Raw genomic sequence first — 20,953 nt, 5'->3', positions numbered from 1 at the left:
TTTGTCCTGACCTCGGAAGTCCGGCAGATGCCGGTTGTGGAAAGTGTTTGAGCGCACTTTACCTTCTGTTCCTGAAGGAAGTCCAAACCGTGGAGCAGGCGTGCTGAAATAGATCGTTAACGATCCGTTAGGGTTAACAGAATATTGCTGAGTCATACGGATTGCGCGCGCAATCCCGGCGATTCGGGGATCGGCATGGCAGGCATTTCTTTTCTCGGGCATTCAGGGCCTAATTCGACCGCTTTGCGACTGTGGCCGGGAGCATGGCTCAAGAAGAGCCCCCTCGAGCGCCGGTTTCATTCAACGGGATCGAAAGGCGCTCAGCGGTGCGGTGCCGCGTTGCGACCGTCCCGGACCACGGGGCATCGCCTGCTTGGCGCTGCCTTGCTGGCGGCAGCCGCGCTTACGCTTGCCGGCTGCAATACCACCGCCCGCACCGACCGCATGGCCACCGGCTCCATTCCCTCGGCAGGCACACGGCCGCTGGAGCAGATGAGTGCTGCCGAGCTTTCCGCCAGCATGGAAAGCATGGGCCGCGCCTATGAGAAAAGCCCGAAAAATCCCGCCATCGGCATGGCCTATGCCAATGTGCTGCAAATGAACGGTCGAAGCAGTCAGGCACTGGCGGTCATGCAGCAGATCGCCATTGCCAATCCCACCGACCGGCAGGTCCTTGCCGCCTATGGCAAGGCCCAGGCCGCAGCCGGGCAGCTCGATCAGGCCCTCACCACCATTACACGGGCGCAAACGCCCGACCGGCCGGACTGGAAACTCTATTCCGCGCAGGGCGCCGTGCTGGACCAGATGGGCCGCAGCGGCGAGGCCCGCGCCGCCTACCAGCAGGCGCTGCAATTGCAGCCTAACGAGCCTTCCGTCCTGTCCAATCTCGGCATGTCCTATGTGCTGACGGGCGACCTGAAGACGGCTGAAACCTATCTGCGCAGCGCCCTTGCGCAACCTGCTGCCGAAAGCCGCGTACGGCAGAATCTGGCGCTGGTGGTGGGCCTTCAGGGCCGGTATGACGAGGCCGAACGCATTGCCGCACAAGAGCTTTCGCCGCAGCAGGCCGCCGCAAACCTCGCCTATCTGCGCGCCATGATGGGCCAGCAGAATAGCTGGAAGCAATTGGCCGCCCGCGACAGCGCCAAGCCTGCCGCCAATTGATAGCGGAGGTCCGGACACTCATGTCGCTGGCGCTGTTTGCGATTTTTCCCCTCTGCCTCGTGGTGGCGGCTTTCACCGATCTTGCCGGGATGAAAATTCCCAACACCATTCCCGCCATCGTGCTGGCGGGCTTCTTCGCAGCCGCTCTTTATCAGGGGCTCGGACTTTCGCAGATCGGCCTTGCGCTCGCCGCGGGCCTTGCCGTGCTGGCCGGGTGTTTTCTCCTGTTCATTCTCAATGCCATGGGCGGCGGAGATGCGAAGCTGCTTGCCGCGGCCGCCCCCTGGTTTGGCTTTGGCGCGGGTCTTTTCGCCTTTCTGATAAATGTTGCGCTGTGCGGCGGCGTGCTGACGCTGCTTCTTCTCGTGCTGCGCAGCCAGAAGGCGCGTATTGCTGCATCCGGCCTGCGCCTGCCGCATTCGCTGCTGCATGAAAACAAGGTTCCCTATGGCATTGCCATCGCCGCCGCCGGGCTTTTAAGCCTGCGACACATCAGCGTGATCGACGCGCTTCCGGTGTGAACATACAGCGCCGTGCGTTTTAACAAACGCACAAAGGACGCTGTAACACTCCGAATCTGCCGCATAATTTTCACCTTAAATCGATTCCGATGTAAGGAATTATGCAGTAGCACGTTCAGGCCTACGCGAAGAGCAAGGCCCGCGCACCATGCCGGTCTTCGGCTTTTACGAATCTTGTGCCATCTCAAGGAATCCATTCTCAGGCAAGGCTGCGAGCTTTCGCCGGAATTTCAGCATGTTAGTCTTTGTTAACCAAACTCGTAAGCGCCACGTTAACTATAATTACACCAATTTCTGTTCTTCTTCGCGGACGAATCCTGTTCATCCGGGGAAGAAGAATGAAACCCGCGCGAGTCCTTGTTCTCGTCGTTGCCGTGGCTGCTGCCGGTCTTGCCGGTCTTCTGGCCACGAGTATGCGCACGCCTTCGCAGGTCGTGGTGCAGCAAAGCGAGCCCGTGGTGGAAAAAGCCCCATCGGTCAAGGTTCTGGTGGCGGGCTCAAGCCTGCCGGTGGGCTCAAGACTCAATGAAAAGACCGTGCGCTGGATGGAATGGCCCAAGAGCGATCTTGTCCAGGGCCTGATTACCGAACCCGACCGCCCCGATGCGATCAAGGAGCTTGACGGCGCCATCGTCAGAATGCCGATTTTCGAAGGCGAGCCGCTGCGGCTTGAGAAGATCGCCGATTCTTCCAGCCGTATTCTTTCCGCTCTTCTGCCTTCGGGCAAGCGGGCGGTTTCGACCGAAATCACCGTGGCCACAGGTGCGGGCGGCTTCATCCTGCCCAATGACCGGGTGGATGTCATCATGGTGCGCAAGGGCGGCAACAGCAGCGATATTCACCAGACCGACACGATCCTCGCCAATATCCGCGTGCTGGCAATCGACCAGCAGATCGAGGAAAAGAACGACGGGACCAAGACGGTGCTTGGCACCACTGCCACGCTGGAACTCACCCCCGAACAGGCCAAGGTGCTGGCTGCGGCCCAGCAGGTGGCGGAACGTCTTTCGCTGGCGCTGAGATCGGTGGCGGACGCCCAGGAACAGGATACCCGCGCCGCCGAACACCTGCTGTCCGGCGAGGTGGGTGGCGCTCAGGTCCAGGTTATCAAGGCCGGTCAGATCGTCAAAGCCTCCGGAGAAAGCAAGCAATGAAAACGGAGCCTGCCATGCCCGCGCCCCAATCCGCCAGCCAGTCTGCCACCGGCCGCCATCCTGCCGGGATCGGACGGACCGTGGCGCGCCTGCTCTTGTCGGTCTGCCTTGCCGCCGCCGGGATTCCCGGTGCAAATCCCGCCTTTTCGCCGGAAGCGGGCCGGGCCGAGGCCGCCAGCGAAAGCCTTATCCGCATCAGCCAAAGCGGGCCGGGCGCCCGCCGCTCCGTCAAGCTCGGCCTCAACAAGGCCGTGGTGGTAGACCTGCCGCAGGACGCCCACGACATTCTGGTGGCCGATCCCGAAATTGCCGATGGCGTTACCCGTACATCGCGCCGGATCTATCTCTTCGGCAAGAAGGTGGGGCAGACGAATATTTTCATCTTCGGCGAAGATGGCCGCGAGATCGTCAGCCTCGACCTTCAGATCGAACGCGACATCGAAGGCTTGCAGGACAATCTCAAGCGTTTCATTCCCGATAGCGACATCAAGGTGGAAATCATCTCGGATAACGTGGTGCTGAGCGGCACCGTGCGCACCCCGCAGGATTCCTCCCGCGCCGTCAGCCTTGCCAAGGCCTTCCTGCAAGGCGGTGAAGCCACCACGCGCGGCGAAACCGCCACCAGTTCCAGCAGCGGCGACGGTGCCGTCGCCATCTATGCCGAAACCCGCCAGACCTCGCAGATCGTCAACATGCTGACCATCGAGGGCGAGGATCAGGTGACGCTGAAGGTCACTGTGGCCGAAGTCAGCCGTCAGGTGCTGAAACAGCTTGGCTTTTCCGCCTCCGCCAGCGATGGCACAAGCGGTATTTCCTACGCCAACCCTTCCAATCTCGGCAATGCCGTGGATGTGGGCGGCACGGCGGCGATTTCCAAATCCTTCGGCAATTTCGGCATTTCCGCCTATGTCAACGCCATGGAACAGGCGGGCGTGATGCGCACGCTGGCCGAACCGAGCCTGACGGCCATTTCCGGCGAACAGGCAAAATTCTATGTCGGAGGCGAATACCGGCTGGCGGCTGGCCAGGAAATATCCACGGACAGCACCACCGGCGAAACCACCGTGAACCGCACCACCTCCACGGTGGATTACGGCATCCAGCTCAATTTCCGCCCTGTGGTCCTTTCGCCGGGCCGCATCAGCCTTGCCATTGAAACCGATGTCTCGGAGCCGACCTATGAGGGGTCCGTCGTCACCGGCAATACCAAGGCCTCCATTCCCGGCCAGACCTATATGTCGATCCGCAAGCGCGAAGCCTCCACGACGGTAGAGCTTCCCTCCGGCGGGTCCATCGTGATTGCCGGTCTGGTGCAGGACAATGTTCGCCAGGCCATGTCCGGCCTGCCGGGGATTTCGAAAATCCCGATCTTCGGCACGCTGTTCCGCAGCAAGGACTTCGTGCGCAACGAGACCGAACTGGTCATCATCGCCACGCCCTATCTGGTGCGCCCGGTGGCGCGCAACCAGCTTGCCAAGCCGGATGACAATTTCAGCCCGACGAATGACGGCGCCCTTTATTTTCTCAACCGCGTCAACAAGGTCTACGGCCGCAAGGATACCCCTGCCACGGGGGCCTATCACGGCACGGTCGGCTTTATCTACAAGTGAGGCCCGCGATGCGTATTCTGCCGCTTCCTGAACAGCTCTTCAAAACCGCCGCCCTTGCCGGCCTTGCCGGGCTGACATTTGCCCTTGCCGGCTGCGCCAACCGCGACACCATGGCAACCGGCTCGATTTCGGATGATTACCGTGCCCGCCACCCCATCGTGGTGACGGATGTGGAGCATAATCTCGACCTGCCGGTGGCGCCGGGCGAATCGAAGCTCACCATCGGCATGGCCGACACGCTGACCGGCTTTGCCCAGGATTACCGCAACGCCTCCACCGGCTATGTACAGATGATGCTGCCGCGCGGCGCGCCAAACACCCAGGCCGCAGCCACGCTTGCGCGTCAGATCCGCAGCCATCTGGCTGCCAAGGGCGTGCCCTCGCCCAAGATCATCGAACGTTATTATCAGGCAGGCCCCTCGGGCGATGCCGCCCCCATCCGGCTGAGCTATACCGCCACGACAGCCGTTGCAGGCCCGTGCGGGCAATGGCCGGAAGATCTGTCCAACGACACGAGCGACAACCGCAACTGGCATAATTTCGGCTGCTCCAGCCAGGCCAATCTGGCCGCGCAGGTGGCAAGCCCCACCGACCTCATCCGCCCGCGCGGCATGACCCCCATCGATGCCGAGCGCCGCTCGACGGTAATCAGCGATTATCGCTCCGGCACGGATACCTCCACCACCAGTTCGTCCAGTTCGAGCGATTGAGGAGGGTGTCATGAGTACTGTTTCCTACGATATTCCCGGTGGAGACGAGCCGCTGTCTGGGACCGAAGACAAGGTCACGCCCGGCGACCTCGACCATTTCCGTCCGCTTCCTCGCATTTCGATCCACGCCTTCTGCATCAGCGACAGCCTGCTGGCGGTGATGGACGATTGCAGCCACGACCGGCGCATGACCAAGGCCAGCCTGCGCATCACGCAAGGGGGGGTCTCGGCAGCCATCAACATGTTTGCCGCCGCGCCGACGCCCAATCTCATCATTCTGGAAACGGACGCGCGCCCGCAGGAGCTTCTGGTCGAGCTTCAGCCTTTGGCGGAAGTCTGCGATCCCTCCACGCGGGTGGTGATTATCGGGCGTTACAACGATATTGCCCTTTATCGCGAACTGATCCGCAACGGGATTTCGGAATATATCGTCGCGCCCGTCTCGATGGTCGAGGTCATTTCGGCCATTGCCGGTATTTTCGTGGATCCCGACGCCGAGCCGCTTGGCCGCTCCATCGCCTTCATCGGCGCCAAGGGCGGGGCGGGTTCCTCGACCATCGCCCACAATGCCGCCTTTTCCATCGCCAGCCTGTTTTCCTCGCAGACCATTCTGGCCGATCTGGATCTGCCTTACGGCACCGCCAATATCGATTTCGATCAGGATCCGGCCCAGGGCATCGCCGAGGCGGTGTTTGCGCCGGAGCGTCTGGACGAGGTGTTTCTCGACCGCCTGCTGACCTCGTGCTCGCAGAACCTTTCACTGCTGGCCGCCCCCTCCATTCTGGATCGCGCCTATGATTTCGAGCGCGGCGCCTTCCTGCCGGTGCTGGAAGTGCTGCAACGGTCTGCCCCTGTGACCGTGCTGGATGTGCCGCATGGCTGGGGCGACTGGACACGCGCCCTGCTGGCCGAGGTGGATGAGATCGTGCTGACGGCGGTTCCCGATCTTGCCAATCTGCGCAACGTCAAGAACCTGCTGGATGCCTTGAAGAAGCTGCGGCCCAACGACAAGCCGCCGCATCTCATTCTCAATCAGGTCGGAATGCCGAAACGGCCGGAAATCACGCCCGCCGATTTTCTGGAGCCGCTGGAGATGACGCCGCTGGCGATCATACCCTTCGACGCGCAGCTTTTCGGCAATGCCGCCAATAGCGGCCGGATGATTGCCGAAATCGATGGCAAGGGGCCTGCGGCGGAAAGCTTCTCGCAGATTGCCCATGCCATCACGGGCCGCACGTCTATCAGGAAGAACAGAAAGAACGGACTGGACAGGCTGCTTGGCCTGCTGGGCCGGGGGTGAGGACAGGCGATGTTCGGTAAACGCGGCGGCGATGCATCAGGAAAGGGTAGCGGACAGGCCACCCCGCCGCAGGCGCGTGGTATGCCGACGGTCCAGCCCGTTCTGGCGGAGGCCGGGGTTGATGGCGCCCGCAGCGCGCCCGCCTTCGTGCCGCAGGCCTCTCCCATGGGCCAGCCAGGCGCGGCCGAGCCCGCCCGCCGCCGCACCACCCGCACCGAAGAATATTACGATACGAAAAGCCAGGTCTTTTCGGCGCTGATCGACACTATCGATCTTTCCCAGCTTGCCAAGCTCGACCAGGAAAGCGCGCGCGAGGAAATTCGCGATATCGTCAACGACATCATCTCCATCAAGAATTTCGCGATGTCGATTTCCGAGCAGGAGGAACTGCTCGACGACATCTGCAACGACGTTCTGGGCTACGGCCCGCTGGAGCCGCTTCTGGCGCGTGACGACATTGCCGACATCATGGTCAACGGTTCAGGCCAGACCTTCATCGAAGTCGGCGGCAAGACGATCGAATCCGACATCCGTTTTCGCGACAACGCACAGCTCCTGTCCATCTGCCAGCGCATCGTCGGGCAGGTCGGCCGCCGCGTCGATGAATCGAGCCCCATTTGCGACGCCCGCCTGCCGGACGGCTCGCGCGTCAACGTCATCGCCCCGCCGCTGTCCATCGACGGCCCGGCGCTGACCATCCGCAAATTCAAGAAGGACAAGCTGACCCTCGAGCAACTCGTGCGCTTCGGGGCCATCACGCCCGAAGGCGCGCAGGTGCTGCAAATCATTGGCCGCGTGCGTTGCAATGTGGTGATTTCCGGCGGCACCGGCTCGGGCAAGACCACGCTTCTCAACTGCCTGACGCGCTATATCGATACCGACGAGCGCATCATCACCTGCGAGGATACGGCCGAGCTGCAATTGCAGCAGCCGCATGTGGTGCGCCTTGAAACCCGCCCGCCGAATATCGAAGGCGAGGGCGAAATCACCATGCGCGACCTCGTCAAGAACTGCCTGCGTATGCGCCCTGAACGCATCATCGTCGGCGAAGTGCGCGGACCGGAGGTTTTCGACCTGTTGCAGGCGATGAATACCGGCCATGACGGCTCCATGGGCACGATCCACGCCAACAGCCCGCGTGAATGCCTGAACCGCATGGAATCGATGATCGCCATGGGCGGCTATACGCTGCCGGCCAAGACGGTGCGGGAAATCATCGCCGGATCGGTGGATGTCATCGTGCAGGCCGCCCGCCTGCGCGACGGTTCGCGCCGCATCACCCACATTACCGAAGTGGTGGGCATGGAAGGCGACGTCATCATCACGCAGGATCTCGTACGCTACGAAATCGAGGGCGAGGATCTGACCGGCCGCATTATCGGGCGGCATATGTCCACGGGCATCGGCAAGCCGCAATTCTGGGATCGCGCCCGCTATTACAACGAGGAAAGACGGCTGGCGGCAGCGCTCGATGCCATGGAACAGCAAGGCGGGGGGCTCTGATGGATCTGAGAGTGGTTGCCGTCGTCGCGCTTGCCGCCATCGCTGCGGCATCGGTGGCTTATGTCTTTCTCTTCGGGCGGATAGAGACCGAGAAGAAGGCCACCTCGCGGCTCACCCGCATCAAATCCGCCGATGCCGATAGCGGGGCGGCCAAAGCCTCGCGCGACCGTGTTCAGGAAATGTCCAAGCGCCGCAAATCGGTGCAGGACACGCTCAAGGATATGGAGCGCAAGCAGAGCGAGAAATCGAAGAAGACCAGCAGCCAGACCCTCAGGCAAAGGCTGGGCCAGACCGGCTTCAACATCACCATGGGCCGTTTTGTGGCGGTCAGTGCGGGATTGGGCGCCATGGTGCTGTTTCTGACTTTTCTGACCGGTATGGCGCCGCTTCCTTCCTTCGGGCTGGCCTTTGCGGCGGGGGCGGGCCTGCCGCGCTGGATCGTCGGCTTTCTGATCAAGCGCCGCCAGAACAAGTTTCTCAACGAATTTCCCAATGCGCTCGACGTGATGGTGCGCTCCATCAAATCCGGCCTGCCGCTCAACGATGCATTGCGCCTCATTGCCAATGATTCGCAAGAGCCGGTGAGAGGCGAGTTTCGCCGGGTGGTGGATTCGCAGCAGCTTGGCATCAGCGTGCCGGAGGCCTGCGCCCGCATGGTCAACACCATGCCGCTTCAGGAAGTCAGCTTCTTCGCCATCGTCATCGCCATCCAGTCGCAGGCGGGCGGCAACCTCTCGGAAGCCCTCTCCAATCTTTCGAAGGTCTTGCGTGACCGGCGCAAGATGAAGGCAAAGGTGAGCGCGCTTTCCATGGAAGCCAAGGCTTCAGCCGTGATCATCGGCTCGCTGCCCTTCGTGGTGGCCTTTCTGGTCTACCTGACCTCGCCCGATTACATCATGGTGCTGTTCCACGATCCGCGCGGCCATCTCATTCTCGGTGTCTCCGGCTTCTGGATGTCGATCGGCATCTTCATCATGCGCAACATGATCAACTTCGACATCTGAGGCTCAGACATGGACCTGGCAACCCGCCTCACCAATCCCGACCTGTTGATCGGCCTTCTTGTCGGGCTTGCGGTTTTCGCGACGCTTTATACCATTCTCATGCCGTTGCTCGAACGCAAGGATCTCGGCAAGCGGATGAAGGCGGTATCGACGGAGCGCGACATGATCCGTGCCCGCGAGCGCGCGCGCCTGAATGCGGAAACCAGCCGTGGCAGCCTGAAGAACAAGAACAACCAGTCCGCCAGCCGCATCGTGGAGCGCTTCAACCTGAAGCAGGCCCTGGTGGACGACAAGACGCAGGACAGGTTGAAGGCGGCGGGCCTGCGGTCGCAAAATGCGCTCAACATATTTCTGGCGGCGCGCTTTATCCTGCCTTTCATTTTTCTGGCACTGGCAACGATCTGGATCTTCGTACTGGGCAATCTTCAGAACAAGCCTTTCGGCATCCGTCTGCTCGCTGCCATCGTGGCAGGTTATATCGGCTTCTACCTGCCGAATATCTATGTCTCCAACCGCGTGCAGAAGCGCCAGCATTCCATTCGCCGCGCCTGGCCGGATGCGCTGGACCTGATGCTGATCTGCGTGGAATCCGGCATGTCCATGGAAGCGGCCATGCGCCGCGTGGCTGACGAAATGGGCGCGCAATCGCCGGAACTGGCCGAGGAAATGGTGCTGACCACCGCCGAGCTTTCCTTCTTGCAGGATCGCCGCGTGGCCTATGAAAATCTGGGCAACCGCACCCAGCTCGATATCGTAAGGTCTGTGTGCCAGGCGCTCATTCAGGCGGAACGCTACGGTACGCCGATCGGTCAGGCCCTGCGGGTGCTGGCGCAGGAAGGCCGCGACGAGCGGATGAATGCCGCCGAGAAAAAGGCCGCCGCCCTGCCGCCAAAGCTGACCGTGCCGATGATCCTGTTTTTCCTGCCCGTGCTGGTGGCGGTTATCCTGGGGCCGGCGGGCATTCGTGTCTCGGACCGGTTTTAGAGCATAATCCGACCGTAGTGAAACGAGGATCGATAAGATTACGCTTCAAAAATAATATGTTAGAGCGATTTTCAGGAAAAGTGGAAACCGGTTTTCCGTTCGAAAATGCGTAAAACAGTAAGAGCATTTCCAGGAAAAGTGGGGACCGGTTTTCCGTCCGGAAATGCGTAAAACAGTAAGAGCATTTCCAGGAAAAGTGGGGACCGGTTTTCCGTCCGGAAATGCGTAAAACAGTAAGAGAAATGAGGCAGAAAAGAAGAAAGCCGCCCTGGGAGGCGGCTTTCTTCGCGAAGCGTCGCAACGCAGATTACTTGGTGTTGTTGGACACCTTGGTGGCGATATTGCCGAAGGCGGTATTCAGGTTGGTGCCGAGGGTCTGGGCACCCGTGATGAGGGCCACGGAAATCAGCGCGGCGATCAGGCCGTATTCGATTGCCGTTGCACCGGATTCGTTCTTGAAGAAACGTGCGAAAAGCTTGGTCATTTTCTATCCTGCTCCTAAGGTTGATCAGTGTCCGTCAACTGTTCCCGTTGCTCGGCTTGACTGCAAGCTACAGGGCCGCAGATTGCCATCGGCTTAATATTTCCCCTTAATAAATGATGAATGGCCCAGGAGTTTTTCCATGGTAAATGCTTTGAATGCGCAGTAATTAAAATGCCAGATACACGTTTCACGCCGGAAATTCTGAACTTTTCTTAACGTTCTGTTTTAGGTCGTGCGAATTATTTAACGCTTTTTGCCCTCTTTGCGCCATAATCCTGCCGCGTCCTGAGACAGTTCTTTAAATAATCATTCACCAATTTCGTCCATCATTCGAATGTTTCGATGAAGGAAGTTCACCCGTTATGGCGATGCTTGACCTGTTCCGTTTCGGCTCGGCCGTTACCGCGCTCATTCTGGGCCTTGCATCGGGCGCCCATGCCGATGACGGCCTGCTGCGCGTTTTCATGAATCAGGCTCGCGTGCTGAAGCTCGATCGCCCCGTCAGCAAGGTCATTATCGGCAATGACAAGGTTGCCGACGCCACGGTCGCCGATTCCAGAACCATCGTGCTGACAGGGCGCAGCTTCGGCACCACCAATCTCATTCTGCTGGATGAAAGCGGTCACGCCATTGTCGATGAGCGAATTCTCGTGTCCATCGACGAGGGCAACACCGTGCGCATGTACAAGCAGACCTCCCGCACCGTGCTGTCCTGCACGCCCAATTGCGAACAGCACGCAACGGCGGGAACGGAAGCCTCCTCTTCCGCCTCGTCCACGACAGCGGGTCAGTAAGCGCCTTGCACATGGCATTGTGTCTGACCTTGCCTGCGACCTGTCGCGAGATTGTTCAAAACACCGCAAACAGCGAAACGAAAATTAAACAGATCGAGCCTTAGTGTCGGATCATTGTTTCAATGATTGCGTTTCCCATGACCAGCCCTTACCTGCAAAACAGGGCCAGCGGCCCTTCAGAAGTGCTCGAAAGTGCCCCTCATGCATCCAGGGGGTCATGCGGGCCGCAGACGCGACTGGCCGAGCGGAAGACCCGCTCCCGCTTTTCCTGGAATTATCTTTCACGAAGGTTGCGTCTGTTCAGGCGGTCGAGAGATGGGGCGGCGGCCATCGAGTTTGCCATTCTGGCCATTCCCTATCTGATGATCGTTTTCGCGATTCTCGAAACCTTCGTCGCCTTCATCGCCGAACAGGTCGTGTATGCGGCGGTGGACAAGCTGGGCCGCGAGATCCGCACCGGCAACATCACCTATAACCTCAGCCGCAGCACCGACCAGACCGCCGCAGGCTTCCGGCAGCTGGTATGCGATGAAATTTCCATTCTGCTGAGCTGCAACGCCACCGAGGTTTCAACGCCGACCCGTCTTTGGATCGACGTGCGCAGTTTTTCCGCCTTCAGCGCCATTCCCACCACCATATCCACCTCGTCCGGCAGTCTCGACACGTCCTCCTTCGCCTTCACGCCGGGCGGCGCCAGCACCATCAATATGGTGCGCTTCTATTACTACTGGCCCGTCACGGTTGATCTGGTGCGGCCCTACATTTCCAACATCAAGCTGCCCGGCACGACCACCACATCCGATTACCTGATCATTGCAACGACGGCTTTTCAGAACGAGGATTACCCGTGAGCTTTCATAGGTTCAAAACCCGGAGGAGCAAATTCGGCGGATCTTTCCGCCTGCTGCGGCTTTTCTGGCAGGACCGGCGCGGCATGGGCGCGGTGGAATTCGCCATTCTGGTGCCTTTGCTGCTGGTTCTTTATCTTTCCGCCTTCGAACTCACCATGGCGCTCAGCGTGTCCAAGCGCACGACGGTCAGCGCGGGTGCAATTGCCGATATGGTGGCGCGTCAATCCACGGTCACGAAGTCCTACCTCGCCACATCGGCGGATTTGCTGGGCGCGCTCTTCGTTCCCTACAAAACCACGGGCTATTCCATAAAGCTCACTGGCATCACACTGGATTCGAACGCAAAGGCCACCGTGGCCTGGTCATGGGCGCAGGACGGAAGCCGTCCCTACACGGTCGGCAACACCGTGACCATGCCCAGCGGTCTTGCCGTGGCAAGTTCCTTCTTCGTCCATGCGGAAGTGACTGTCCCGCACGAGCTTGTCACCTATCTGCCCGGTCTTGCCGGTTCGACCACCACCACGATTTCAATCAGCGACGATTATTACTACCGCCAGCGCCAGAATGACTCCATAACCTGTTCAGATTGCTGAGTGGATTGGACAGAAGTGCGCGACATCGAAGCCGGCATCCGGACAGGATCTGCCACCGCGATCCTGCCATGTGGTTTGCCAAGCCTTTCCTGAAGGGCTATTCATCCTGATTAAACCGGACGACGTGTGTTTCGGTATCGACTGGACATGGATCGGACATGGCGCGCGCATTTCTCTTCGTTCTCGACTCCTTCGGCGTAGGCGGCGCACCGGATGCGGCCATTTATGGTGACGAAGGGGCCGATACGCTCGGTCATATTGCCGAATTCTGCGCCGCAGGTGCTGCCGACAGGCCCGGCCTGCGGCAGGGGCCGCTGAACCTGCCCAATATGTCGGCGCTTGGCCTCTTGGAAATCGCCCGCATGGCAAATGGCGCCTATCCCGCCGGAATGCCGCTGCCGCAAAAGCTGTTCGGCCTTTATGGTACGGCAACGGAGAAATCGCGCGGCAAGGACACGCCCTCCGGTCACTGGGAAATTGCTGGCGTGCCGGTTTCCTTCGATTGGGGCTATTTTCCCAGGGAGGGCGAGGCTTTCCCCGCGCAACTGATCGAGACCATGCTGGCAAGAACCGGCCTTCCCGGCATTCTCGGCAATTGCCATGCCTCCGGCACCGAAATTATCGACCGGCTGGGCGAGGATCATATCCGCACCGGCAAACCAATTTGCTACACCTCTTCCGATTCCGTTTTTCAAGTGGCTGCCCATGAAACCCATTTTGGTCTCGGCAGGCTTTACGCGCTTTGTGAAATTCTGCGGGAGCTGCTCGATCCCCTCAATATCGGCCGGGTCATTGCGCGGCCCTTCACGGGGGAGAGGCCGGGGGGCTTCCAGCGCACCGGCAATCGCCGTGATTACGCCGTGCCGCCACCAGAGCCTACGCTGCTGGACCGGCTCAAAAGCGCTGGCCGTGGCATCCATGCCGTCGGCAAGATCGGCGATATTTTCGCCCATCAGGGCACGACACGCGAATTGAAGGCCAGCGGCAATGCCGCATTGATGGCAACCACCCTTGCCGCCATGGCAGATGTGGCAGAGGGCGATCTGCTCTTCACCAACTTCGTTGACTTCGACATGGAATATGGCCATCGCCGCGATGTGGCAGGCTATGCCGCGGCGCTGGAGCGCTTCGACATGTTCCTGCCGGATGTCTATCGCAGGCTTGCGCCCGACGATCTGGTCATTCTCACTGCCGACCACGGCTGCGACCCCACCTGGCGCGGCACGGACCACACGCGCGAGCGCGTGCCGGTCATGGCCTTCGGCCCATCTATTGGCTCCCGCACCATCGGCATTCGCGAGACCTTTGCCGATATTGGCGAAACCATCGCCGCTCATCTCGGCATCGAACCTGGCCGTCACGGCAGGAGTTTTCTGTGACCCGTCATCTGCCAAAGGCTGAACTGCATTGCCATATCGAAGGTGCGGCGCCACCTGCCCTCACCGCCCGTCAGGCGGCACGCTACGGGCTTTCAACAGAAGGCTTCATCAGGGATGGCGCCTATGTCTGGGAAGACTTCACCAGTTTCATCCGGGCCTATGATTTCGTGGCGTCGGTCTTCCGCACAGAGGAGGATTATGCCGCACTGGCCCACGCCTATCTGAGCGAACTTGCAGGCATGAACACCCTTTATGCCGAACTCTTCGTATCTCCCGACCATGGCGAGGCGGTGGGGCTTTCGGCAGAGGCCTATATCGACGGACTGGCCGCGGGCATGATGGCGGCAAAGGAAGAAACCGGCATCGAATCGCGCATGGTCATCATCGGCGAGCGCCATTTGGGGCCGGAAAACGTTCTGGCCCGCGCCCGCTGGCTGGAGCGCTTTCATCATCCGCTGGTTACGGGCTTCAACATGGCGGGCGACGAGCGCATGAACCGCGTGGAGGATTATGCGCCTGCCTTCGAGATCGCCCGCGGCGCGGGCTATGGCATCACCATTCATGCCGGTGAGCTTTGCGGCACATTCAGCGTGGCCGATGCGCTGGATCATGTGCAGCCAAGCCGCATTGGCCACGGAGTGCGCGCCGTGGAGGATGAGGATCTGCTGCGCCGTCTGGCGCAAGAGGGCGTGGTTCTGGAGGTCTGCCCGGCCTCCAATATCGCCCTCAAGGTGTTTCCCGATTACGAAAGCCACGCCCTGCCCGCCCTTGTGAAGGCAGGCGTCAAGGTCTGCATCAATTCCGACGATCCGCCATTCTTCCACACCTCGCTGGCCAAGGATTACGCCTTGGCTGCCGCCATGGGCTTCGACGATGCCGCCATCAATCGCATGACCGAGACGGCACTCGAAGCTGCTTTCGTGGACGAGGATAGCCGTAGCGCGTTGCTGGCACGGTTCAAAACGCTTTGCGAGGCCACCAGAGCGTCCGGCCCACGCGAAGATCCATGAAAAAAGTGGAACGTTTCGCTTGCCGTCAGGGTGGTTTCAGTGAAAGAAACGCCATGAAGCAAAACAAGAAGAGAAGGCTATCATGAACGGCGTTACAGTCATCGATCATCCGCTCGTGCAGCACAAGCTTACCATCATGCGCCGCAAGGAGACCTCCACGGCCAGCTTCCGGCGTTTGCTGCGGGAAATTTCCACCCTGCTCTGTTACGAAGTCACACGCGATCTCGAACTGACGATGGAAACCATCGAAACGCCGCTCACCGAAATGCAGGCCCCCGTGCTTGAGGGAAAGAAACTGGTATTCGCGTCCATCCTGCGCGCAGGTAACGGACTTTTGGAAGGAATGCTGGATCTGGTGCCTTCGGCGCGCGTTTCGCATGTCGGCGTCTACCGCGATCACGACACGTTGCAGGCGGTGGAATATTACTTCAAAGCACCCGAAAGCCTCGACGAACGCCTGGTGATCGTTGTCGATCCCATGCTTGCCACCGGCAACTCCTCCATTGCCGCCGTGGACAAGCTGAAGGAGCGCGGCGCCCGCAATATCCGCTTCGTCTGCCTGCTGGCCGCACCGGAAGGCGTGAAAAACTTCGTGGAAGCGCATCCGGATGTGCAGGTCTACACCGCCTCGCTGGATAGCCACCTGAACGAGAAGGGCTATATCGTGCCGGGCCTTGGCGATGCGGGCGACCGCATGTACGGCACCAAGTAATACCAGGGCGCGAAGATGCCGACGCATTCCCGCCTACAGCGCCGTGCGTTTTAACAAACGCACAAAGGACGCTGTAACACGTTAAATCTGCTGCATAATTTTCACCTTAAATCAATTCCGATTTAAGGAATTATGCAGTAGAAAAAATTGCAAATATCGCAAAATCTTCAATGGCCTGAGATATTCGAAAACAAATCTCGGGAGTCATTTTCAATGACTCTCGATGAATGCTGGGCCAGTTTGAAGGGGCGCACGAGAAAGACGGGGCTGACGGATGTTGATGCGCGTTGCGATCTTTGCAAGTCTCGCTGTCGTGGCGGCCACGCAGGTTCCGCAGCTGATCGAGACCCCGGACAGGTCCGCCAGCCCGCCGCCACCGCAAACGCTCTCCGTTGCGCCTGCCGCCCCCACGCCGTCCGCCGGCTACGGGCAGGCGGTCATCGATGCGGACGAGCGCGGACACTTCGTCGCGAACTTCCGGCTGAATGGCAAGACCGTGGAGGCGATGGTGGATACCGGCGCCTCGAGCGTGGCAATCAATGAAAGCACGGCGAGGCGTCTGGGCTTCACCGCCGCCACGCTTGATTTCAAATATCGGGTTAATACGGCAAATGGCCAGACCGATGCCGCAGCAGTCACCCTTGATCGCGTGGAACTTGGCAGTCTGAGGGTGACAGATGTCAAGGCCCTCGTTCTACGGGACAATGCCCTGTCCGGCACGCTGATCGGCATGAGTTTTCTTGGCAAACTGGGCAGCTACAAGGCAGAAGGCGGGCGGCTGAAACTCGCTCAGAAATAAGGCCACGGCAGCCCCCCCATCTCCTTACAGCGCCGTGCGTTTTATCGCACGGCGCTGTAACACTTTAAATCTGCTGCATAATTTTCACCTTAAATCGATTCCGATTTAAGGAATTATGCAGTAACGGCAACAGGCGGAAAACAATGCTGTATCGGGGGCGTCAAGCGCTCCGCTTCCCCTCTCCTCATCAGGCCTGCCAGTTGGCCAGCTTGGCAAGTCCGGCCGCAAGCAGGCCTGCTGCCTTCTGTTCACCCTTTGCTTCCACATAGCAGCGCATTTCCGGCGCATTCCCCGATGGGCGGAAATGGATGATGCTGTCATCGTCGAGCCTTATCCGCAGGCCATCGAGATCGCTCTTGTCACGGATGGCGCCCAGCGGAGCGAGAAAGGCGGCGAGTTGGCTATCACCCGCCCTGAGATGAGCCATGAGGCTGGCGCTGCGCTCCAGCGCGTAATGCTCAAGCCGGTCGGAAAGCGCAATCGGCAGATCCATGCCCGCCGCCATCTCCGAAAGGCTGGCGCCCACGCCCGCCGCGAGCCCCAGCGCCGCGAGAATGGGCAGAACACAGTCACGGGTCGGCAGTGCGGCAAGCCGGATATTGGCGAGGGTGAAATCGGAGGCCAGCATCACCCCGCCATTCGCTTCGAACCCCATGACCCGCTGCCGTCCTTGGGCAAGAGCCTCCTGCATGGCGGCGATGACAAAGGGCGAGCCCACCCGCGTGCGCACCACCGGCACGCCGATTGCAGCCTCAATGCCCGAATTCGACGTAACCGGCGTTGCAATGACCTCGGCCTTGAGAAATTGCGCTGTCAGCAGCCCCAGAAGATCCCCCCGCAACGGCTGGCCCTTCTCGTCGGCCACCAGCGGCCTATCGGCATCGCCATCCGTTGACACGATGGCAAACAGCTTTTCAGCCGCCGCCCACCCCGCCAGACTGGCGCGCGTTTGCGCCGAGACCGCTTCGGTATCGACGGGAATGAAGTGTTCGGAGCGACCGAGGGGCACGACTTGCGCACCAAAACCCTCCAGAATGTCCACCAGCAGGTCACGAGCCACGCTGCTGTGCTGGTAAAGGCCAATGCAAAGCCCGTTGAGGATATTGCCGGGCAACAGCTGGCGATAACGGTCCAGAAACAGACGTTCCACCTGCATCTGCCGGTTCTCGCCGCTGGCCCGCGCCACCAGCCCTGCCTGTTCATCCTGCGCCAGTTCGGTGACGAGCGCCACGATTGCCGCCTCGTCCTGCTTGTCGATTTCACCGTCGGGGCGGTAAAACTTGATGCCATTGCGATCGGCGGGGATATGCGAGCCGGTAATCATGATGGAAGCGGCGCTGATGCTTTGGCCATAAAAGGCAAGGGCCGGCGTTGGCACCGCCCCGCAATCGACAGGACGAAAGCCCGCCCTTTGCGCCGCGGCCATGGCCGTTGCCGCAATTTCCGGGCTGGAAGGCCTGAAATCCTGCCCCACAAGCAAAAGATCGCCCGGAGCGGCACATCCTTTCTGCACCAGCATTCTCAAAAAAGCCGTGACATGCAGCGCAGAAACGCTGCCGACCAGTTCCGTGGAAAGGCCACGCAGGCCACTTGTTCCGAATTTTGCCGCCACGCACCTACCCTTGACCTTTGCCGTGCCGGCCCAGTCGCCTGACACGAATATCCCACAAAGACGTGCGCCAGAAACGGCGCAGGCAATGGCCTGTGAGACGGCGGATATTTCCCATAATGCGAAGGAGATGGAAAGACGGCAAAGGCCGAAATGTAAAAGAGCCCGACGCGGGAGGAGGTGCGTCGGGCTCTTGAACTTGATCGGCAATTGGGAGGAGGAGGAGTGTTGCCGATCCTATCCAAGCGACACTGGGAGGAGGAGTGCGTCGCTTCGATGATTTGTAATATAAACGATTTGACGCTTGTGAATAGCGCCATTACCGCATCGCAGCAATGCAATCCCTGCATATCATGGGGGTAAAGCCCCCCTTTCCTGCGGCAGTCTGCCGCAGTTATCGCAACTGGAGAGACAGGCTGACCTTTTTTGCTCCTATTATGATTAATCCTTATGCAGGTTTTGACTTTTGACATGCGAAGTCGTGATAGTTGCCACGGGGTGATTTGGAACGGGAAAAGACAGATGCGGCCGAATATTTTGCTGGTGACTGCCGATCAATGGCGGGGAGATTGCCTTTCGGCGGCTGGCCACGGACTGGTGAAGACACCCAATATCGATAGTCTTGCGCAAGAGGGGGTCTTGTTCCGCCGTCATTATGCCGGTGCCGCCCCTTGCTCTCCGGCGCGCGCCTCGATCTATACGGGGCTTTACCAGATGAACCATCGCGTTTGCCGCAATGGTTCGCCGCTCGATGCGCGCTTCGATACGATTGCGCTTGCGGCACGTCGGGCCGGTTACGATCCCACGCTGTTCGGCTACACCGATGTTTCGCCCGATCCTCGCCGCCACGACCCGCAGGATCCGCACCTCAAGAGCTATGAGGGCGTGTTGCCAGGCTTCACAACCGGGCAATTGCTGCTGGAAGACGACCGGCAATGGCTAAGCTGGCTCCAGGAAAGGCGCGGCGGCACGCGGCCTTCGCGCGACATTCACTTCACCGGCTCACGTCCCGGCCAAACCGCGCCCGCCTATACGGCAGATGAAACACCAACGGCCTTTCTGGTGGACCGCTTTCTTTCATGGCGGCAGGAGCAGACGGCCCCTTGGTTTGCGCATATTTCCTTCCTGCGACCGCATCCGCCTTTTTCCGTGCCCGAGCCGTTCAACCGGCTCTATGATCCTGCGGCCACCGCAAGGCCCCTGCGCCATGCAACGCTGGAAGAGGAAATGGCGGTGCATCCGCTGCTGGCGCTTTTCCTGCCGCTTCTGCCGCAATCGGCCTTCCTGCATGGCGCGGAGGGGAAGGTAAAGGATTGGAACGAAGCCGACATCGCCCTGCTGCGCGCCACCTATTACGGCATGATCTCGGAAGTGGATGCGCAGTTCGGCCGCATCCTGCAAGCCCTGAAGGCGGCGGGCGACTGGGATGATACAGTGATTATTTTCACTTCCGACCATGCGGAAATGCTGGGCGATCACTGGATGTTCGGCAAGGGCGGGTTCCACGACGGATCCTATCACATTCCGCTGGTCATCCGCGATCCCGCAGAGCGGGGCGGGAAGACCGTCGATGCCTTCACCTCTGCCGCAGATCTCATGCCGACGCTGATCGAGCGCATGGGGGTGAGCGCCCGCAATCATCAGGACGGACGCTCGCTCCGGCCGTTTCTGGCGGGCCGCGCACCACAGGGCTGGCGGGATCATGCCTTCTTCGAATTCGATTTCCGCGACGTCGTATCAAACCGCATCGAAGAGGCGATGGGCCTGCAATCGGCACAATGCAATATGGCCGTTATCCGCGACCATGACTTCAAATATGTGCATTTTCCCGCACTGCCGCCCCTGCTTTTCGATCTTGCCGCAGATCCCGGCGAGTTGACCAATGTGGCTGAGGATCCGGCCTATCTTGCCATACGCCTGCGCTATGCCGAAAAGCTGCTGGCCCTTCGCGCCGAGCATCTCGACCAGACGCTGGCCTTTAGCGAATTGACACCCGAAGGCCCGCTCAGCCGCCCCCGGCACGAGAGATGAAAAGAGTTGCCGCAGGCGGCATAAGAGCATAATCGGAGGAAAACCCGGCTGACCGGAAGCCGCGGCCCACCTGATATTCGGAGTGACACCATGCCGCCCATCATCCGCACCCATGAGGGAGACATCAGCGCCGAAGACGCGGCGCGTTACACTGGCGCCATTGCCATCGATACGGAAACGCTGGGGCTGGTGCCGCGCCGGGACCGGCTCTGCGTGGTGCAGCTTTCGCCAGGCGATGGGTCCGCCGATGTCATTCGCATCGCCGCAGGGCAGAGGCAAGCGCCCAATCTCATTGCCATGTTATCCGACCCGGCGCGGGAGAAGATTTTCCACTATGGCCGTTTCGACATTGCCGTGCTGTTTCACACCTTTGGCGTGGTGACGAACCCGGTTTTCTGTACCAAGATCGCTTCAAGGCTTTCCCGCACCTATACCGACCGGCACGGGTTGAAGGACAATCTCAAGGAAATGCTGGAAGTGGATATTTCCAAGGCGCAGCAATCCTCCGATTGGGCAGCGGAAACGCTGTCGCAGGCGCAGCTCGAATATGCCGCTTCCGATGTGCTGCATCTCCATGCCCTGCGTGACAAGCTCACCCAACGCCTGCTGCGCGATGGCCGCATGGACCACGCCCGTGCCTGCTTCGAATTCCTGCCGACGCGCGCCCGCCTCGATCTTCTCGGCTGGGAAGAGACCGATATTTTCGCCCATAGCTGATCCGGCTTTGCGTCCGGCTACAGC

20 protein-coding genes are annotated in these 20,953 nt (G+C 60.2%); 18 read left to right on the top strand and 2 right to left on the bottom strand.

The genetic code is table 11. The annotated features are described in order from the left end of the window. Nucleotides 1-339 precede the first annotated feature (339 nt). The 9 genes from T424_RS0110660 to T424_RS0110620 all read left to right on the top strand — a co-directional run bounded on the left by T424_RS0110660 (nucleotide 340) and on the right by T424_RS0110620 (nucleotide 9,950). Nucleotides 340-1,164: a tetratricopeptide repeat protein gene (locus tag T424_RS0110660; RefSeq protein ID WP_027487720.1), complete on the top strand. Its 825-nt coding sequence runs from the start codon at nucleotides 340-342 to the stop codon at nucleotides 1,162-1,164. Nucleotides 1,165-1,184: 20 nt separating this feature from the next. Then, nucleotides 1,185-1,685, top strand: a complete 501-nt coding sequence (locus T424_RS0110655) for an A24 family peptidase (protein ID WP_027487719.1) — start codon at nucleotides 1,185-1,187, stop codon at nucleotides 1,683-1,685. 338 nt (nucleotides 1,686-2,023) lie between these two features. Beyond that, nucleotides 2,024-2,839 carry a Flp pilus assembly protein CpaB gene (gene cpaB / locus T424_RS0110650; RefSeq protein ID WP_027487718.1) on the top strand — a complete coding sequence of 272 codons (816 nt, stop codon included), beginning with the start codon at nucleotides 2,024-2,026 and terminating at the stop codon, nucleotides 2,837-2,839. Then, nucleotides 2,836-4,449, top strand: coding sequence for a type II and III secretion system protein family protein (locus T424_RS0110645; RefSeq protein ID WP_245269517.1), 1,614 nt, complete (start codon nucleotides 2,836-2,838; stop codon nucleotides 4,447-4,449). The genes cpaB and T424_RS0110645 overlap by 4 nt, the downstream gene beginning before the upstream one ends. Before the next feature lie 8 nt (nucleotides 4,450-4,457). After that, entirely contained in the window at nucleotides 4,458-5,159 is a 702-nt protein-coding gene (locus T424_RS0110640; RefSeq protein ID WP_051558921.1) for a CpaD family pilus assembly protein, read from the top strand. Between the two features lie 10 nt (nucleotides 5,160-5,169). After that, complete coding sequence (locus T424_RS0110635; RefSeq protein ID WP_027487715.1) at nucleotides 5,170-6,459, top strand: AAA family ATPase; 1,290 nt, start codon at nucleotides 5,170-5,172, stop codon at nucleotides 6,457-6,459. A 9-nt stretch (nucleotides 6,460-6,468) separates the two neighbouring features. Then, nucleotides 6,469-7,962, top strand: coding sequence for a CpaF family protein (locus T424_RS0110630; RefSeq protein WP_027487714.1), 1,494 nt, complete (start codon nucleotides 6,469-6,471; stop codon nucleotides 7,960-7,962). After that, nucleotides 7,962-8,966, top strand: a complete 1,005-nt coding sequence (locus T424_RS0110625) for a type II secretion system F family protein (protein WP_027487713.1) — start codon at nucleotides 7,962-7,964, stop codon at nucleotides 8,964-8,966. Before T424_RS0110630 ends, T424_RS0110625 begins: the two co-directional genes overlap by 1 nt. A 9-nt stretch (nucleotides 8,967-8,975) precedes the next feature. Further along, nucleotides 8,976-9,950, top strand: coding sequence for a type II secretion system F family protein (locus tag T424_RS0110620; protein ID WP_027487712.1), 975 nt, complete (start codon nucleotides 8,976-8,978; stop codon nucleotides 9,948-9,950). A 307-nt stretch (nucleotides 9,951-10,257) separates the two neighbouring features. Here the strand turns inward: T424_RS0110620 and T424_RS0110615 are convergent, their stop codons facing one another. Next, nucleotides 10,258-10,434, bottom strand: coding sequence for a Flp family type IVb pilin (locus T424_RS0110615; RefSeq protein ID WP_027487711.1), 177 nt, complete (start codon nucleotides 10,432-10,434; stop codon nucleotides 10,258-10,260). Nucleotides 10,435-10,802: 368 nt separating this feature from the next. Here T424_RS0110615 and T424_RS0110610 point away from each other — a divergent pair, with 368 nt between their 5' ends. The 7 genes from T424_RS0110610 to T424_RS0110580 all read left to right on the top strand — a co-directional run bounded on the left by T424_RS0110610 (nucleotide 10,803) and on the right by T424_RS0110580 (nucleotide 16,572). Next, nucleotides 10,803-11,228: a pilus assembly protein N-terminal domain-containing protein gene (locus T424_RS0110610; RefSeq protein ID WP_210164390.1), complete on the top strand. Its 426-nt coding sequence runs from the start codon at nucleotides 10,803-10,805 to the stop codon at nucleotides 11,226-11,228. Nucleotides 11,229-11,365: 137 nt separating this feature from the next. After that, nucleotides 11,366-12,079: a TadE/TadG family type IV pilus assembly protein gene (locus T424_RS0110605; protein WP_154664875.1), complete on the top strand. Its 714-nt coding sequence runs from the start codon at nucleotides 11,366-11,368 to the stop codon at nucleotides 12,077-12,079. Then, nucleotides 12,076-12,672 (top strand): TadE/TadG family type IV pilus assembly protein, encoded by a 597-nt coding sequence (locus T424_RS0110600; protein ID WP_027487708.1) that lies wholly within the window; start codon nucleotides 12,076-12,078, stop codon nucleotides 12,670-12,672. Before T424_RS0110605 ends, T424_RS0110600 begins: the two co-directional genes overlap by 4 nt. Before the next feature lie 158 nt (nucleotides 12,673-12,830). Continuing rightward, complete coding sequence (locus tag T424_RS0110595; RefSeq protein ID WP_027487707.1) at nucleotides 12,831-14,051, top strand: phosphopentomutase; 1,221 nt, start codon at nucleotides 12,831-12,833, stop codon at nucleotides 14,049-14,051. Next, a complete protein-coding gene (locus T424_RS0110590; RefSeq protein WP_027487706.1) occupies nucleotides 14,048-15,061 on the top strand; it encodes an adenosine deaminase in 1,014 nt (337 codons plus the stop codon). The genes T424_RS0110595 and T424_RS0110590 overlap by 4 nt, the downstream gene beginning before the upstream one ends. 82 nt (nucleotides 15,062-15,143) lie before the next feature. Beyond that, nucleotides 15,144-15,773: a uracil phosphoribosyltransferase gene (gene upp, locus T424_RS0110585; RefSeq protein ID WP_027487705.1), complete on the top strand. Its 630-nt coding sequence runs from the start codon at nucleotides 15,144-15,146 to the stop codon at nucleotides 15,771-15,773. Between the two features lie 274 nt (nucleotides 15,774-16,047). After that, nucleotides 16,048-16,572, top strand: coding sequence for a TIGR02281 family clan AA aspartic protease (locus tag T424_RS0110580; protein WP_027487704.1), 525 nt, complete (start codon nucleotides 16,048-16,050; stop codon nucleotides 16,570-16,572). 187 nt (nucleotides 16,573-16,759) lie between these two features. Here T424_RS0110580 and T424_RS0110575 read toward each other — a convergent pair whose 3' ends face one another. Further along, the gene (locus T424_RS0110575; protein WP_027487703.1) at nucleotides 16,760-18,184 is read right to left on the bottom strand and encodes a phosphomannomutase; all 1,425 of its coding nucleotides are present in this window, start codon (nucleotides 18,182-18,184) and stop codon (nucleotides 16,760-16,762) included. A 519-nt stretch (nucleotides 18,185-18,703) separates the two neighbouring features. Between T424_RS0110575 and T424_RS0110570 the strand changes: the two genes are divergently transcribed. Together T424_RS0110570 and T424_RS0110565 are read left to right on the top strand one after the other, a co-directional pair. After that, entirely contained in the window at nucleotides 18,704-20,212 is a 1,509-nt protein-coding gene (locus tag T424_RS0110570; protein ID WP_245269516.1) for an alkaline phosphatase family protein, read from the top strand. Between the two features lie 90 nt (nucleotides 20,213-20,302). Then, a complete protein-coding gene (locus T424_RS0110565) occupies nucleotides 20,303-20,929 on the top strand; it encodes a ribonuclease D (RefSeq protein WP_027487701.1) in 627 nt (208 codons plus the stop codon). Nucleotides 20,930-20,953: the final 24 nt, after the last annotated feature.

Origin of the sequence: Allorhizobium undicola ORS 992 = ATCC 700741 (assembly GCF_000621665.1) — a bacterium.
GTDB lineage: Bacteria > Pseudomonadota > Alphaproteobacteria > Rhizobiales > Rhizobiaceae > Allorhizobium > Allorhizobium undicola.
This window is presented reverse-complemented; position numbering and strand designations above follow the sequence as displayed.